This is a genomic window from Streptomyces sp. BE303 (assembly GCF_036290945.1).
GTDB lineage: Bacteria > Actinomycetota > Actinomycetes > Streptomycetales > Streptomycetaceae > Kitasatospora.
Genome location: NZ_JAQYWZ010000895.1, coordinates 1 through 15,455 on the forward strand (window position 1 = coordinate 1; position 15,455 = coordinate 15,455).

The 15,455-nt window shown below is 74.7% G+C and carries 13 protein-coding genes; 7 read left to right on the forward strand and 6 right to left on the reverse strand.

All coding sequences use genetic code 11. The features are described from left to right. From PUR56_RS34265 to PUR56_RS34280, 3 genes are all read right to left on the reverse strand, one after another. Positions 1-329: hypothetical protein (locus tag PUR56_RS34265; protein ID WP_329951811.1), on the reverse strand; the 329-nt coding region annotated here is incomplete at its 3' end. A gap of 293 nt (positions 330-622) precedes the next feature. After that, complete coding sequence (locus PUR56_RS34275) at positions 623-1,417, reverse strand: ricin-type beta-trefoil lectin domain protein (RefSeq protein ID WP_329951812.1); 795 nt, start codon at positions 1,415-1,417, stop codon at positions 623-625. Between the two features lie 438 nt (positions 1,418-1,855). Beyond that, on the reverse strand, positions 1,856-2,296 hold the full coding sequence (locus PUR56_RS34280) for a MarR family winged helix-turn-helix transcriptional regulator (RefSeq protein WP_329951813.1): 441 nt from the start codon (positions 2,294-2,296) through the stop codon (positions 1,856-1,858). Positions 2,297-2,384: 88 nt separating this feature from the next. On the opposite strand from PUR56_RS34280, the gene PUR56_RS34285 reads away from it, so the two are divergent. Next, complete coding sequence (locus PUR56_RS34285; RefSeq protein WP_329951814.1) at positions 2,385-2,798, forward strand: nuclear transport factor 2 family protein; 414 nt, start codon at positions 2,385-2,387, stop codon at positions 2,796-2,798. 93 nt (positions 2,799-2,891) lie between these two features. Here PUR56_RS34285 and PUR56_RS34290 read toward each other — a convergent pair whose 3' ends face one another. The 3 genes from PUR56_RS34290 to PUR56_RS34300 all read right to left on the reverse strand — a co-directional run bounded on the left by PUR56_RS34290 (position 2,892) and on the right by PUR56_RS34300 (position 9,297). After that, complete coding sequence (locus tag PUR56_RS34290) at positions 2,892-3,647, reverse strand: DUF3152 domain-containing protein (protein ID WP_329951815.1); 756 nt, start codon at positions 3,645-3,647, stop codon at positions 2,892-2,894. Between the two features lie 423 nt (positions 3,648-4,070). Then, positions 4,071-7,352, reverse strand: coding sequence for an AMP-binding protein (locus PUR56_RS34295; RefSeq protein ID WP_329951816.1), 3,282 nt, complete (start codon positions 7,350-7,352; stop codon positions 4,071-4,073). Further along, entirely contained in the window at positions 7,333-9,297 is a 1,965-nt protein-coding gene (locus PUR56_RS34300; RefSeq protein ID WP_329951817.1) for a transketolase, read from the reverse strand. Before PUR56_RS34300 ends, PUR56_RS34295 begins: the two co-directional genes overlap by 20 nt. A gap of 274 nt (positions 9,298-9,571) precedes the next feature. Between PUR56_RS34300 and PUR56_RS34305 the strand changes: the two genes are divergently transcribed. The 6 genes from PUR56_RS34305 to PUR56_RS34330 all read left to right on the forward strand — a co-directional run bounded on the left by PUR56_RS34305 (position 9,572) and on the right by PUR56_RS34330 (position 15,434). Next, complete coding sequence (locus tag PUR56_RS34305; RefSeq protein WP_329951818.1) at positions 9,572-10,675, forward strand: carboxylate-amine ligase; 1,104 nt, start codon at positions 9,572-9,574, stop codon at positions 10,673-10,675. A gap of 150 nt (positions 10,676-10,825) precedes the next feature. Continuing rightward, positions 10,826-12,100, forward strand: a complete 1,275-nt coding sequence (locus PUR56_RS34310; protein WP_329951819.1) for an ABC transporter substrate-binding protein — start codon at positions 10,826-10,828, stop codon at positions 12,098-12,100. Continuing rightward, positions 12,097-13,029, forward strand: coding sequence for a carbohydrate ABC transporter permease (locus PUR56_RS34315; RefSeq protein ID WP_329881172.1), 933 nt, complete (start codon positions 12,097-12,099; stop codon positions 13,027-13,029). The genes PUR56_RS34310 and PUR56_RS34315 overlap by 4 nt, the downstream gene beginning before the upstream one ends. After that, a complete protein-coding gene (locus PUR56_RS34320) occupies positions 13,026-13,859 on the forward strand; it encodes a carbohydrate ABC transporter permease (RefSeq protein ID WP_329881174.1) in 834 nt (277 codons plus the stop codon). The genes PUR56_RS34315 and PUR56_RS34320 overlap by 4 nt, the downstream gene beginning before the upstream one ends. A 9-nt stretch (positions 13,860-13,868) precedes the next feature. Continuing rightward, positions 13,869-15,077 (forward strand): ABC transporter ATP-binding protein, encoded by a 1,209-nt coding sequence (locus tag PUR56_RS34325; RefSeq protein WP_329951820.1) that lies wholly within the window; start codon positions 13,869-13,871, stop codon positions 15,075-15,077. A gap of 90 nt (positions 15,078-15,167) precedes the next feature. Beyond that, positions 15,168-15,434, forward strand: a complete 267-nt coding sequence (locus PUR56_RS34330; RefSeq protein WP_329881178.1) for a GlsB/YeaQ/YmgE family stress response membrane protein — start codon at positions 15,168-15,170, stop codon at positions 15,432-15,434. Positions 15,435-15,455: the final 21 nt, after the last annotated feature.

The following is a 15,455-nucleotide window of genomic DNA, read 5'->3' on the forward strand; positions in this document are numbered from 1 at the left end:
AAGGCGTAGCCGTCCTGCTCGTCCCACGGGACGTCGAGGTCGTCCATGTGCACACGCCACTCCGCTCCGGGCAGCGCGCGGCGCAACTCGGTGACGGCGCCCAGCACGTGGACCATCACCGGCAGCATCCGCCCCGGGTCGCCCGGCAGCTTCGTGGACCCGGCCAGGATCTCGTCCGGCCCGGTGCCGTCGTCGTCCAGGGAGAGGCCCTCCTCGTCCTGGTAGGGGAACGACGACGCGTGCGCGGCGACGATGCGCTCGACGGTGGCGGTCTCGGCATCCGTCCGCGGCATCGCCCGGTCGGCCGAGTAGTAGAGAGAGACACTCATGGACCGACCGTACCGAGGGGGTACGACAACACCGCCGGGCAGCACGGCGGCTGCGGCCGGCAGGCGCCGCCCGGCGGGAAGGTCGGCCAACCCCTGAAGATCGCCTTCAAAGGTCGGGTCCGGAGCAGGACTGAGCCGATGGTGACGGCGGCCTGGTAGGACTCGCGGGTCCTGTCGGAGCGGGTGGCCAGGCCACGCCATTGCTTCAACCGGCCGAAGCGGCGTTCGACGACGTCGCGGAGCCGGTGGATCCGTCGGTCGAAACCAGGCGGCCGGCCCCCTCGGCACACCCGTCAGGAGGGCAGGACCCAGCGCTGGCCGGCGCCGCCGGCGCAGTCCCGGAGCACCAGCTGGTTGCCATTGGTCGGGTCGGCCCCCGGGACGGTCAGGCACCGGTTGGACTGCGGGTTGACGATCTGGCCGTCCGGCAGCGGGTACCACTGCTGGGCGGCGGTGCCGTTACAGAGGAGGAGCTGCACCTTGGTGCCGTTGGCCGTACCTCCGCCGACCGCATCCATGCACTTACCCAGCGCCTTGACGGTTCCGCCGACGGGCAGCCGCCAGATCTGGCCGGCCGCGCCGGTGCAGTCGCTGATCTGCACCTTCGTCCCGTCCTCGGGACTGCCGTTCCGGAGTTCCATGCACGTGCCCGCGAGTCCGGTGATCGGGCCCGGTGGGAGGACCGGGCCGGCCTCCTCCGGCGGCAGGCGGTAGCCGAGGAGGATCCGCACGTCGACGAAGTGCCCCGGACTGCAGTCCACGGAGGTGGCGGTGTTGCCGACGATCACCGAGCTGTTGACGTAGAAGTCGTAGACTCGACCGCTGAGGGTCCACGCGCAGTGGGCCTGGAGCGTCCAGGTCTGGAGCGGGTCGATTCCGGTGCACTCCCCGAACTGCCTCGGTTCGCCGATGACGGCATAGGTGCGACAGCCGGCGGGCGCGGAGGCCGGGGAGGCCGCGGGGGCCTCCGGCGCAGCGGCGGCCGCTGCGGGCACTCCGGGATCGGAGGCGAGGGCGGCCGAGGGCGCGGCGAGGGCGGCGGCCACCGCCAGGAGGAGGGCCGCGAGCAGGGTCGGGGCACGACGCATCGGAGGATCCCTTCCGGGCCGCGGGAACTTCCAACTCAACACCTTGTCGGTCGAGTTGACTGATCGACAGATTCCCCGGGCCGCTGGCCAGCCTTAGGGATCGACCGCCCGGCGTCAACGTGTCCTCTCGAAATTCTTCCCCGGGGTCAACGCCGAACGGCCCTGCCCGTTCGCGCCCGGGCCGGTCGGTCGACCTGGCGGCGCGGAACGCCGGCCGGGACGGGAAGGGCCAGGGCGACCGGGACGCCGCCGGGAGTGGCGGACGTGTCGAGGTAGGCGAAGCCGACGGCCGGGCCGGAGCCTTGTCCGTCTTCGTCGGCGACGGAACGCACACTTCGAGCAGGGTCCGGGCTGCGACGAGGTGGGCCTGCTCGCCGGGGGTCAGCTGTGCGGGGTGGTCCCGGAGGGCGAGAACGGCCGGCTGTTCGACGACGGACCTCAGGGCCGTTGGTGGTGGGCGACCAGGCGGGTGAGCAGGCCGGTCAGGGTCTGCCTGTCCTCGGCCGAGAGTGGTTCCAGGAGGTCGTCCTGCACCGCGTCCAGCGCCCGGTCCAGGCGTCGCAGGTGCCGGCGGCCCGCCGGGGTGAAGTGCACCCTGTTGCGTCTCCGGTCGTCCGGGTCCGGCGTCCGCTCGACGCAGCCCTGTTCGGCCAGTTCGTTGATCGCCGCCACGACGTCACTGCGGTCCATGTTGCACCGGCGGCCGAGTTCGGCCTGGCTGGACACCCCGAACTCGTCCAGGGCGGCCAGGATCCGGTAGTGGTACCCGCGCGCGCCCACCCCGCCGAAGCCTTCGGACGCCAACCGGTGGGCGTGCACGGCCACCTGGGTGAGCAGCCAGCTCGGCTTCGCCGTCAGGTGTGCGGGGGTCTCTTCCACGCCGGCCACCCTACATTGTTGGCGCGGCCAATCGATCTCTGTACAGTTGGCGGCGCCAATGTTGGACGCGCCAACAAAAGGGGATGCCATGTCCACGAACGCGCCGATCGCCGACCGCATCGAGATCGCCGACCTGTTCAGCCGCTTCGCCCGCCTGCTCGACGAGAAGCGGTGGGAGGAGGCGGACACCGTCTTCACCGCCGACGTGACGGGGCACTCCCCGCGCTCGGGCGAGATACACGGCCTCGACGGGCTCGTCGGATTCATGCGGCAGGCCGAGGTCGAGGGGGAACACACCCAGCACGTGACCACGGACCTGCTGGTGGACGTCGACGGCGACCGGGCGGTCGCCACGGCGAACTCGCTCGTCTACTTCTACCGCAGCGGCCGGCCGCCCCATCTGTCGAGCGGCCTGCGGCTGGCCTGCACCGCCGCGCGGACGCCGGCGGGCTGGCGACTCCGCGAAGTGCGGACCGCCGTCGCCTGGACGCACGAGAGGTGATCCCCCTCCGACGCGAGGCCCCCTCCGACGCGGGTCGGCGGGGGCCGGGGTCGCGGCGCGGGGAGACGGCCGCGGCGGCACGGGGCCGCTCCGCTACGGCGCCGGGGTGGCGGCCGGGAGGAGGGGGCCGGTGAGGAGGGTGCCGGTCTCGGAGAAGGGCCAGCCGTTGGGCACGCAGCCGTGCAGGCCCTTGATCTGCTGCATCATCACCGGCGCCGGCTGGCCGGGCCCGGGGCAGTCGACGTGGCCGAGGCCGAGGACGTGGCCGACCTCGTGGTTGACGGCGAGCGCGTGGTACAGCTCGGGCTGCCCGGTGTAGAACTCGGTGAGCTCCCGCCAGCGCGTCACGTTGATGACGACCTGGTGGCCCACGCCGCAGTTCACCCAGCCGCCGGTGTCCAGCCCGTACTGGCCGCATATCCGGTCGGTGGTCTCCGGGGTCGCCAGGTAGACGGTGAAGTCGACCGGGTCGGCGTCCATCCGCTGGAAGGACCGGGTGCCGTCCGCGGCCCAGCCGCGCCGGACGTCGCCGAGGACGGCGTCGACCTCGGCGGCGAACCGGCCGGGGCTCTCCTTCAGCCCGTTCTCGGCCCGCACCTTGTAGCGGTAGAGCTGCCCGCCCGTGCCGAAGCGGTTCGAGCCGCCGGTGGCCGTGGTGAACGCCGACGACAACGGCTTCTCCCGGTCGGCGGCGGGCTTCCACGGATGCCACCAGAGCAGGCCGGCCGCCAGCGCGGCGGTCACCGCCAGGGCGAGCGCGCCCGTGCGGGCCTTCCGGAGGCGGGTGCGGCCGTCCGCACCGTCCGACGGCGAGTCCCCGTCGCGCCGGAGTCCGGCGAGGCCCCTCATCGGCCGCTCCCCGCGACGGGGTGACGGGGCGACCGCCGGGCGGACGACCCGCGGACGGGCCGAACGGGCCCGGCAGACGGAGCCGGTGGGGATGCAGGGGGGACGGTGCCGAGCGGTCGACGGCGGGCCGGGGCCTGGGTGAGCATGGTGGCGCGAGACTCCTGTTCCGTGGATCGCACGGATGTACGGTCCCGTAGAGGCTAACCGGCCGAAGTGGACCACCCGTCCGGCCTGCCCGCCGGAACCGACGGCGGTGAACCCTCCGGGAACGCCCCCGCCGGCCCCCGCTGTCCAGGGCACCGGCTCCGGAACGCCCGCACCCCGGCCCCCGACGGGCACCGCACCGCGGCCCGGACGGGCACCGGCTCCGGGCCCCGACGGGCAGCCCGCCACAGCCCCCTCGGGCAGCGCCCCGGAGACGGCCTAGACCCCGGCGGCCTCCACCAGGCGGGCCTCCAGCGCGACGGCCAACGCCTCCACGACCTCCGGAGCGAAGGCGTGCTCGTTGTAGCGGAGCCAGCAGACCAGGCTGCCGTCGGGCTGCTCGGTGGCCGCCAGCTCCGGCACGTGGCGGTCGCCCCCCGGCATCGGGTAGGGGACGGTCGCGCTGCGCGGGACCTCCCAGGCGTCACAGGCCAGGCCCGGCAGCTGCGCCGGGGCGCTCCAGCTCTCGTAGCGGAGCCAGGCCGCGAACGGCGCCTGCGGGCTGAACTCGGCGAACGGGTACAGCTGGTGGTCCAGCGCCGCCGTCGAGGTGTCCCGGACGTGGGCGAGCAGTTCGGCGAAGCCGGGCGCGCCCGAGGCGTCGATCCGGAGCAGCAGCGACTGGACGAAGCAGCCGATCGCCCGCTCCGCCTCCGGCCTGGTCCGGCCCGGCACCGGGGTCATCAGCACCAGGTCGGTCTGACCGCTGCACTCGGCGAGCAGGCCCAGCCAGACCGCCGCGAGCGCCTGGAAGGGCGTCGCGCCCGCCTCCGTCGCCCGCGCACGCAGCGCCTCGGCGCGCGCCGCCGGAACGGCGAAGCGGTGCGCGGCGCTCAGCACCGTCTCGGTGTCCGCACGGCCGGGGAAGGGGTGCACCGCCTCCGGCGCCCCGGCCAGCGTCCGGGCGAAGTGGGCCCGGGACGCCGCCCAGTGGGCGTTGGACCAGGCGACCAGCTCGGCGTACTCCGGCCCGGGCCGGGGCGCGGGGGCCGGGCGGCCCCGCCGCAACGCCGAGTACAGGACGCCCAGTTCGCGCAGCAGCACACCGACCGACCAGCCGTCCGCGACGATGTGGTGCACGGCCAGCAGCACGGCGTGGTCGTCCTCGCCCCGGCTGACGACGGCGAGGCAGGCCATCGGCCCCTCGCCGATGTCGGTGAGCCGGTCGCGGACGGCGACCAGCCGGGCCGAGACCTCGTCGTCACTCTCGCCCGGGGCGTCGACGAGGACGACGTCCACCTCCGGCTGCTCGTCGACCACCGCGCGCCGCACCCCCGGCTGCGCGGCGTCCGGCACCGGCACGAAGCGCGTGCGCAGCGCCGGGTGACGGCGTACGGCCTCGCGCAGCGCCTCGGCCAGCAGGTCGGTGCGCAGCGCCTCGGTGACCCGGAACATCACGGCGACGGAGCCCACGTTGCGGCCCTCGGCCTCGGCCGTCCAGCGCAGGAAGTTCTCCTGCTGCGAGGTGAGCGGTACGTCGTGCGGCTGGGCGCGCAGCTCCCGGAGGTAGGCGGAGACCTCGGCCACGGCGGCCGGGGCCCGGTCGTCCACGGCCGCCGGGGCGTCGTCGAGCCAGGCCGCCTGGGCGCGGAGCGAGGGCCGTTCGAAGACGAGGGCGGTGCTCGCGGCGACGCCGAACTCGGCGGTGATCGCGGCGGCCAGCTGGACGGCGCGGAAGGAGTCCCCGCCGAGGGCGAAGAACTCGTCCTCCACGGCACGGACCTGACGGCCCAGCACCTTCCGCCACAGGGCGGCCAGGGCGGTCTCCCGGTCGGTGGCCGGCGGGGTGCCGGGGGCGGCCGGGTCGTCGGCGGCCGGTTCCTCGAAGCGGGCCCGCAGTTCGTGCTTGACCACCTTGCCGCTGGGGTTGCGCGGCAGCCGGTCGGTGACCAGGATCCGGACCGGCAGTTCGGCGCGGCCGAGCCGGGCACTCAGGAAGAGCCGGAGCTCGTCGAGGTCCAGGCCGCCGGCGGCGGGCACGACGGCGGCGACCGGCACGGCGCCCATCACGGCGTGCGGGACGCCCAGCGCCGCCGCGTCGGCGACCTGCGGGTGGGCGTGCAGCACGTCCTCGATCCGCAGCGTGGAGACCTTCAGCGCACCGGACTTGATGATGTCGCTCTCGCGGTCCACCAGGTACAGGTAGCCGTCGGCGTCCAGCCGGCCGAGGTCGCCCATCCGCACCCAGCCGTCCCGGAAGACCGCGTCGGACGCCGCGCGCCCGGCCACGTACCCGCGCGGCGGGCCGGGCTGGCGCAGCCAGACCTCGCCGACGGTGCCGGGCCCCACCGGGCGTCCGTCAGCGTCGAGCAGCCGCAGGTCGGCCGGGTTGGCGGGGCGGCCGACCGAGCCGGGTCGGCGGGCGTCCACGACGGCGGATATCTGGGCCGGCGAGGCCTCGGCGGAGGTGTAGGTGTTGACGACGGTGGCGCCGGGCAGCGCCTCGCGGAGTGCGACGGCGACCGGGGCCGGGAGCGCGGCGGCGGAGGAGCTGACCAGCAGGACGCTGCTCAGGTCACGCCGTGCGGCGACGCCCGAGTTGAGCAGTTCGACCGCCATCGACGGCACCAGGAAGACGGTGCCCGCCCGGTACTCCTCGACGGTCCGGCCGAACTCCTCGGCGTCGAACCGCGGCAGGCAGATCGTCGCGGGCGCGGCGACGAGCGCGTTGACCAGGACGACCTGGGCCGCGTTGGTGCCGATCGGGAAGGCCTGGACGGCGTGCGCCGAGTGCGCGTACGGGCGCGGGCGCGGGTCGAGCCGCTGGCCGGCGGTGAGGCTGGCGTGGGCGGCGTGGACGCCCTTGGGCGCCCCGGTGGTTCCGGAGGTGCCGATCACCTGGGCGAGGTCCTCCGGGTCCGGCCGGTGCGGCGGCTCGTCGGGGCCGTCGGCCGCCTCCAGCGCCGCGAGCCGCAGGCAGGGGACGCCGGCCGCTTCCGCCCGGGGGTCGTCCGCCGTGCCTGCCACCGCCCGGCGCACCTCGCTCGCCGCCGCCAGCCGCGCGGTGTCGTCCGGTCCGAGGTCCTCGCGGACCACCACGCCCGCCGCACCGGCGTAGTGCACGGCGAGGAACGCCACCGCGTACTCGTCCCACGCGCTGTTGGGGAACAGCAGCAGGACCCGCTCCCCCGGCCGGACGCCCGCCCGGGCGAGTCCGTGGGCGGCGCGGACCGCCCGCTCCCGCCACCCGCGGTAGTCGAGCGCCGGGCGGCCGGGGGCCAGCAGCGCGGTGCGGTCCGGGTGCCTGGCGGCCCGGTCGTCCAGCAGATCGGTGAGCGTGAGCGGGGTGCTGACGGTGGATCGGGTGTTGATGACGACTCCCGGAAAGGGCCAGGACAGGGGGACGGCGGCCGATCGGCCGGACGCGCTGGTCCAGACCGTATCGGCACGACCGTCCCGCCCGCCAGGGTCGTCCGGGCGGCGGACGCCCGGCCGGTCCGGGTGGGGCCGGCGGCCTGACCGGCCGCCGGCTGCCGGCCGGTCAGGCCGTCTGCCTCGCACCGGTCACGTCGAGGGCCGCCGAGGTGATGGCGTCGGCGTCGATGCCGGCTTCGGCGAGGAGTTCGGCGGAGGTGCCCGAGCCGGGCAGGGTGCGGACCGCCAGGTGGGCGACGGCCGGGCCGTGCCGTTCGCCGGCGAGCGCGGTGAGCACCGCCTCGCCGAGGCCGCCCTCGGGGTGGTGGTCCTCGACGACGACCAGGGCCCCGGTCTGCTGGGCGGCGCGCCGTACGGCGGCGGCGTCCAGCGGTTTGACCGAGTAGAGGTCGATCACCCGGGTCGCGACGCCGAGTTCGGCGAGCCGGTCGGCGGCCTTCAGGCACTCGTGGACGGTGACACCGGCGCCGAGCAGGGTCACCCGGTCCCCTTCCCCGCCGCCCCGCAGGTTCTTGGATCCGCCGACGGGAAAGGTCTCGCCCTCGGGATAGAGGACGGGGTGGGCGCCCCTGGTGGCGCGCAGGTAGGAGATCCCGTCCAGGTCGGCCATGGTGGCGGTGAGAGCGGCGGTGCAGGTCGCGTCGGCGGGGTACAGCACCGTGGAGCCCCGGACGGCCCGCATCATCGCGAGGTCCTCCAGCCCCATCTGGGAGGGGCCGTCGGGGCCGATCTCCACCCCGCAGTGGGTCCCGCACAGCGCCAGGTCCACCCGGGAGACGGCCGCCATCCGGACGAAGTCGTGGGCCCGGGTGAGGAACGCGGCGAAGGTGGTGGCGTAGGGCCGGTAGCCGCGGACGGCCATCCCGACGGCGGTGGCCACCATCTGCTGTTCGGCGATGTACGACTGGAAGAAGCGGTCCGGGTGGGCCTCGGCGAAGTCCTCGGTGGTGGTGGAGTTGCCGACCTCGGCGTCCAGGACCACCACCTCCGGGCGGGCGTCGCCGAGCGCGACCAGGGTCCGGCCGTACGCCGCCCGGGTGGCCACCTCGTCGCCGACCTCGAAGACCGGCAGCTCCACCGGGCGGCCGGTGCCGACCGGGGCGGGCGTCGCGCCCGGGGCCGGTGTCCGAGCCTGAGCCGGAATCGGGACCGGGGCGGGTGCCTGAGCCGGAGTCGGGGCCGGTGCGGCGGGCGGCCTCGGGCCGCGGACCCGCAGGTGGCGGACCCCGCCCAGTTCCTCGACCGCCCGCGCGGCCATGTCCTCGGGGAAGGGCTTGCCGTGCCACCCCTCGGCGTCCTCCACCTCGGCGAAGCCCCGGCCCTTCACCGTGCCGGCGACCACCACGGTCGGCTGCAGGCCGTCGGCGGCGGTCCGCAGCGCCTCGTCCACGGCGGCCGGGTCGTGGCCGTCGACGACCAGGGCGCGGCACCCGAACGCCTCGATCCGCCGGGCGTAGGCGTCCACGTCCCGGCCCAGTGCGGTGGGGCCCGACTGGCCGAGGCGGTTGACGTCGACGATCACGGTGAGGTTGGCGAGCCGGTGGTGCCCTGCCGCGTCCAGGGCCTCCCAGACCGACCCCTCGGCCATCTCGCCGTCCCCGCACAGCACCCAGACGTGGTACGGCCGGTGTTCGAGGTCCCGGCCGGCCAGCGCGATCCCCACCCCGTAGCCGATCCCCTGGCCGAGCGAGCCGGTGGCCACGTCCACCCAGGGCAGCACCGGCGTCGGGTGGCCCTGCAAGCGGGCCCCGGCGCGCCGGTAGGCGGTCAGGAGTTCGTCCTCCGAGATCGCTCCGGCGGCCCGGAGCATCGCGTAGAGCAGGGGCGAGGCGTGACCCTTGGAGAGGACGAAGTGGTCGTTCCCCGGGTTCGCCGGGTCCTCCCAGTCGTAGCGCAGGTGGCGGGCGGCCAGCACGGCCACCAGGTCGGCGGCGGACAGGGCCGAGGTGGGGTGCCCGGAGCCGGCGGCGGTGCCGGCCCGGACCGCGTCCACCCGGAGCTGCTGGGCGAGTTCGCCGAGGTCGGCCAGGTCGGAGCCGGGGCCGAGCGGGGACGCCTGGGTCGCGTGCATGCGGGAGCTCCTTCGGTCGTTCGGGACGGGACGGGACGGCAGGGGACCGGCCCCGCCGGGACGGCCCTCGCGGCCGGCGGCGAAGTCCTCCGGGAACCGGGCGCCGGCCTCTCGCCTAACCGCTCCCGGCAGCACCAAACGGCTGCCGTCCGGCGGATCCGGGGGCGGACCCACCCCGCCTGCCGGGCGTCCGTCCCGCCCTCCGGCCTCCCGCCGGCCCGGGACGCCGCCCGTCCGCGGCGTGGGAACGGCCTGCCGGGGTAGCCGGGAGGCCATGCTGACACTCGGAGTCGAGGAAGAGTACCTACTGATCGACCCGCGGGACGCGACACCCGTCCCCCGCGCCGCCGAGGTCCTGGCCGCCGCCGACCTGGCGCCCGCGCTGCGGCCGGACGAGGCCCAGCACGAGCTGCTCCAGGTGCAGGTGGAGACGGCCACACCGGTCTGCGAGGACCTCGCGGCGGTCTCCCGCCACCTGGTCCGCATCCGCGCCGGACTGAGCGCCGCGGCCGCGCGCAACGGCTGCCGCGTCGTGCCCGTCGGGGCTGCCCCGTTCGGCCATGACGGGCCCGTCCCGGTCACCGACGGTGACCGCTACCGGCGGGCCCGCCGCCAGGCGCCCTCCCTGGTGGACGACCTCATGCTCAACGGCATGCACGTCCACGTCGGCGTCCCCGACCCGGAGGAGCGGCTCGGCGCCCTCGTCCGGCTGCGCCCCTGGCTGCCGGTCGTGGTCGCGATGGCCGCCAACTCGCCGTACTGGCGCGACCGCGACACCCACTTCGCGAGCTGGCGCACGGTCCAGTTCGACCAGTGGGCGGTCAGCGGCCCGCCGCCGCTCTTCCGCGACGCGGCCGACCACCGACGCCGGGTGGACGCGCTGCTCACCGCCGGGGCGATCACCGACGAGGGCCAGGTGTACTGGCACGCCCGCCTCTCCGCCCGCTACCCCACCGTCGAGGTGCGGGCGGCCGACGTCCAGCTGACGGTGGCGGACGCCGAGCTCTTCGCCGGCCTGATCCGCGCCCTGGTGACCTCGGCGGTCCTGGACGAGCGGGCCGGGCGCCCGCGGCCGGAGACGCCCGACGAGCTGGTGCGCGCCGCCACCTGGCACGCCGCCCACGCCGGCCTGCACGGCGCCCTGATCTCCCCGCTGGACGGCGTCGCCCGCCCCACCGCCGCCGTGATCGAGGAGCTGTGGGCCCGGATCGCCCCCGGTCTCGACGCCGCCGGCGACACCGACCGGGTGTCCGACCTGTGGCGGGCGTTCCGGCAGAACGGGAACGGCGCCGACCGCCAGCGCCGCTGGTACCGCGAGGCGGGCCGGACCGGCCTGGCCGAACACCTCGTCGGCTCCACCCTCGTCCCGGCGCCCTGACCGCGGTGTGAGGCCCGGCCCGACGACCGCGCCGGGCCGGGCCTTAGGCCGCGCGGGCGGTCCCCGGGTGTGTCCCGTCGCCGGCTCCGGGCCCCTCCGGCCCGACCGCCTAGCGTGGCCACCCGCAGGCCGCCGACGGGAGGGACCACGATGACCGGAGTCCGCGACCGCACCGCGCTCGTCCTGGTCCTGCTGCTCACCTGGGCGCTCGCCGCCTGCGGCAGCGGCGCCGGGAACGGATCCGGGAACGGCCCGGTCACCCTCGACTGGTACAACTTCCCCGACGACTCGGGCGCGCTCCAGCAGGCCGCCGACTCCTGCGGCAGCGCCTCCGGCGGCCGCTACACGATCCGCTACAACAAGCTGCCGCGCACCGCCGACGGCCAGCGCCAGCAGTTGGTCCGCCGGCTCGCCGCGCACGACAGCGGCGTCGACATCATGGGGCTGGACGTCACCTGGACCGCCGAGTTCGCCGAGGCCGGCTGGGCCCGCGAGTGGACCGGCGCGCTGCGGGAGCGGGCGAGCGAGGACACCCTGGCCGCCGCCCTGCGCACCGCCACCTGGAAGGACCGGCTCTACGCCGTCCCGTACAACTCCAACACCCAACTGCTCTGGTACCGCGACGACCTGGTCCCCAGCGCACCGCGCACCTGGGCCGAACTGCTCGACCGGGCCCGGCAACTGGCCGCCGAGGGCAAGCCCCACTTCGTCGAGACCCAGGGCGCCCAGTACGAGGGTCTGACGGTCTGGTTCAACACCCTGGTCACCAGCGCCGGCGGGTCGATCCTCACCCCGGACGCGTCCGCGCCGTCGCTGGGCGAGCCGGCCGTCGCCGCCGCGCAGGTCATCCGCGACCTGGCCCGCTCCCCCGCCGCCGACCCCTCGCTCGCCAACCAGATGGAGGACCAGAACCGGCTGGCGACGGAGTCCGGGACCGCCGCCTTCGAGCTCAACTACCCCTTCGTCTACCCGTCGATGAAGGCCAACGAGCCCGAACTGTTCCCGCACTTCCGCTGGGCGCCCTACCCCGCCGTCGTCCCGGGACGGCCCGCCACCGTCACCATCGGCGGCATCGACCTGGCCGTCGGCGCCTACTCCCGCCACCCCGACCTGGCCCAGGAGGCCACCCTCTGCCTGCGCAACCGCGACAACCAGCTGGCCAACGCGCTCAAGGGCGGTCTGCCGCCCTCCCTGCGCAGCCTGTACACCGCCGCCGAGCTCACCGACAGCTACCCGTTCGCCGCCGACGTCCTGGCGGCCCTGGACACCGCCTCGGTACGGCCGCAGACGCCCGCGTACCAGAACGTCTCGATCGCCGTCGCGCACGCCCTCTCGCCGCCCTCGGCGGTCGACCCGGAACGCACCGTCGCGGCGCTCTCCGGCCAGATCAGGGACGCGCTCGGCTCGAAGGGGCTGATCCCATGACCGCCACCACCGCCCGCCCGCCCCGCCCGGACGCACCGCCGGGCCGGAGGTCGGCCGGCTCCCGGGAGGAGCGCCGGCTCGGCTGGCTGCTGTGCGCCCCCGCCGTGCTGGTGATGACCCTCGTGACGGCCTACCCGGTCGGCTACGCCGTGTACCTCTCGCTCCAGCGCTACGACCTGCGCTTCCCGGACCGGGCCTCGTTCGTCGGGCTCGCCAACTACGGGGCCGTGCTCTCCTCCCCGTACTGGTGGCAGGCCCTGGGGGTGACGGTGCTGATCACCGCCGTCTCGGTCACCGTCGAGCTGGTGCTCGGCCTGGCCCTGGCGCTGGTGATGCACCGGGCGGTGGTCGGCCGGGGCCTGGTGCGCACGGCGGTGCTGGTGCCGTACGGCATCGTGACGGTGGTCGCCGCCTACTCCTGGCAGTACGCCTGGACGCCGGGCACCGGCTACCTGGCGGCGCTGCTCCCGGAGGGCAGCGCCCCGCTCACCGAGCACTGGCCGGCGATCGGGCTGATCATCCTGGCCGAGGTGTGGAAGACCACCCCGTTCATGGCGCTCCTGCTGCTGGCCGGGCTGGCGCTGGTGCCCACCGAGACCGTCCGGGCCGCGATGGTCGACGGCGCCGGCTTCGGGCAACGGCTGCGGCTGGTCGTCCTGCCGCTGATGAAGCCCGCCGTCCTGGTGGCCCTGCTGTTCCGCACCCTGGACGCGTTCCGGATCTTCGACAACATCTACGTGCTGACCGGCGGTGCCAACGACACCGGCTCGGTGTCGATCCTCGGCTACGACAACCTCTTCACCGCGCTCAACCTGGGGATCGGCTCGGCGATCTCGGTGCTGATCTTCCTCTGCGTGGCGGCGATCGCCCTGGTCTTCGTCAAGGTCTTCGGCGCCGCCGCGCCGGGCGGCGCGACGGAGCGCCGGTGACCGCCCGCCAGGCCCGTGCCCGGACCGGCTGGGGCGTGGTCAACCTGGTGGTGGTGCTGTACGCGCTGTTCCCGGTCTGGTGGATCGCCGCACTGTCGTTCAAGGACCCGGGCACCCTGTCCGACGGCGACTTCGTCCCGCGCAGCTGGACGCTGGAGAACTACCGCGGCATCTTCCGCACCTCGGAGTTCACCCGGGCCCTCGTCAACTCGATCGGCATCGCGGTGATCGCCACCACGCTCGCCCTCGTGCTCGCCACCATGGCGGCCTACGCGGTGGCCCGGCTGCGCTTCCCCGGGAAGCGGCTGCTGATCGGGATGTCCCTGCTGATCGCGATGTTCCCGCCGATCTCCCTGGTCTCGCCGCTCTTCGAGATCGAGCGCGTGCTCGGCCTCTTCGACACCTGGCTCGGGCTGATCATCCCCTACATGACCTTCTCGCTGCCGCTGGCGATCTACACCCTGTCGGCCTTCTTCCGGGAGATCCCGTGGGACCTGGAGAAGGCCGCCAAGGTGGACGGCGCGACACCCGCCCAGGCGTTCCGCCTGGTCATCGCCCCGCTGGCCGCGCCCGGGGTGTTCACCACCGGCATCCTGGTCTTCATCTTCTGCTGGAACGACTTCCTCTTCGCGATCTCGCTGACCTCCACCGACGCGGCCCGGACCGTCCCGGCCGCGATCGCCTTCTTCACCGGCAGTTCCCAGTTCCAGCAGCCGACCGGCTCGATCGCCGCCGCGGCCGTGGTGATCACGGTGCCGATCGTGCTCTTCGTCCTGTTCTTCCAGCGCCGCATCGTGGCCGGCCTCACCGCCGGCGCAGTGAAGGGGTGACCAGAACCCATGGCCGAGATCGTCCTCGACGGCATCACCAAGCGCTACCCGGACGGCTCGGTCGCCGTCCGCGACGTCGACCTGACCGTGGCGGACGGTGAGTTCGTCATCCTGGTCGGCCCCTCGGGCTGCGGGAAGTCCACCACCCTCAACATGATCGCCGGCCTGGAGGACATCACCGGGGGCACCCTGCGGATCGGCGGGCAGGTGGTCAACGACCGCGCGCCCAAGGACCGCGACATCGCGATGGTGTTCCAGAGCTACGCGCTCTACCCGCACATGACCGTCCGCCAGAACATGGGCTTCGCGCTGCGGCTCGCCAGGACCGACAAGGCCGTCGTCGCCGCCAAGGTCGAGGAGGCCGCCCGGATCCTCGACCTCACCGAACACCTCGACCGCCGGCCCGCCCTCCTCTCCGGCGGGCAGCGCCAGCGCGTCGCCATGGGACGGGCGATCGTCCGCGACCCCAAGGCGTTCCTCATGGACGAACCGCTCTCCAACCTGGACGCCAAGCTGCGGGTGCAGATGCGCACCCAGATCTCCCGGCTCCAGCGCCGCCTCGGCACCACCACCGTCTACGTCACCCACGACCAGGTCGAGGCGATGACGCTCGGCGACCGGGTGGTGGTGCTCCGCGCGGGCGTCGTCCAGCAGGTCGGCGCGCCCCAGCGGCTCTACGACGAGCCGGCCAACCTGTTCGTCGCCGGCTTCATCGGCTCGCCCGGGATGAACCTGCTGCACGGACGGCTGGAGGAGGGCGTGCTGCGCACCGCGCTCGGCGACCTGCCGGTGGGCGACCGGCTGCGCCGGGGCCTCACGGCCGCCGACGCGCCGCGCGAAGTGGTGGTCGGCATCCGCCCGGAGCACTTCGAGGACGCCGCACTGCTGGAGCACCCGGTCGGCGGAGCGACCGTCACGGTCGGGGTCGAGGTCGTGGAGTCGGTGGGCTCGGACGTGTTCGTGCACTTCACCGTCGAGGGTGATCCGGTCGTCGGGGGCGGTCTGGAGGAGCTCGGCGCGCAGCAGCGGGAGGCCGGTGCCGGGGCGCCCGGGCGGGAGGTCGTGGCGCGGATCGGCACCGCCACCCGGGCGGCCGAAGGGGCCCCGCTGGAGCTGTGGATCGACACCGAACGGCTCCACGTCTTCGACCCGGCGACCGGAGCCGCGCTGAGCGGGGGCGGCGGCGGTGCGGGCCCGGCGGGCGGGACGGCGGGCTGACGGGATCGAGGGGCGTGACCACGCGGTCGAGGTGCCGGTCCGGGCCGTTCGGGCGATCATGGGGAAACGCGCCTCGAAAGGTGGAATGCGATGTTCCAGCTCCTGTGGATTCTGCTCATCGGCTTCGTGCTGGGGGTGCTGGCCAAACTGATCCTCCGCGGACCGCAGTCGATCCCGTGGTGGCTCACCATGCTGCTCGGCGCGGCCGGCGCCTGGCTGGGCAATGCGATGGCCGGCTGGATCGGCGTCCGCCACACCTCCGGCATCGACTGGATCCGGCACCTCTTGCAGATCGGCTTCGCCGTCGCGCTGGTCGCGATCGTCGCCCCCGCCTGGAGCTCCCGCCGGTCCCGCTAGGCCGGTGACGGTGCGCCGGCC

Coding starts and splice junctions, on each gene's coding strand:
- PUR56_RS34305 (WP_329951818.1), top strand. CDS start 9,572: ATGCTGACACTCGGAGTCGAGGAAGAGTACCTACTGATCGACCCGCGG.
- PUR56_RS34285 (WP_329951814.1), top strand. CDS start 2,385: ATGTCCACGAACGCGCCGATCGCCGACCGCATCGAGATCGCCGACCTG.
- PUR56_RS34300 (WP_329951817.1), bottom strand. CDS start 9,297: ATGCACGCGACCCAGGCGTCCCCGCTCGGCCCCGGCTCCGACCTGGCC.
- PUR56_RS34325 (WP_329951820.1), top strand. CDS start 13,869: ATGGCCGAGATCGTCCTCGACGGCATCACCAAGCGCTACCCGGACGGC.
- PUR56_RS34275 (WP_329951812.1), bottom strand. CDS start 1,417: ATGCGTCGTGCCCCGACCCTGCTCGCGGCCCTCCTCCTGGCGGTGGCC.
- PUR56_RS34330 (WP_329881178.1), top strand. CDS start 15,168: ATGTTCCAGCTCCTGTGGATTCTGCTCATCGGCTTCGTGCTGGGGGTG.
- PUR56_RS34310 (WP_329951819.1), top strand. CDS start 10,826: ATGACCGGAGTCCGCGACCGCACCGCGCTCGTCCTGGTCCTGCTGCTC.
- PUR56_RS34315 (WP_329881172.1), top strand. CDS start 12,097: ATGACCGCCACCACCGCCCGCCCGCCCCGCCCGGACGCACCGCCGGGC.
- PUR56_RS34290 (WP_329951815.1), bottom strand. CDS start 3,647: ATGAGGGGCCTCGCCGGACTCCGGCGCGACGGGGACTCGCCGTCGGAC.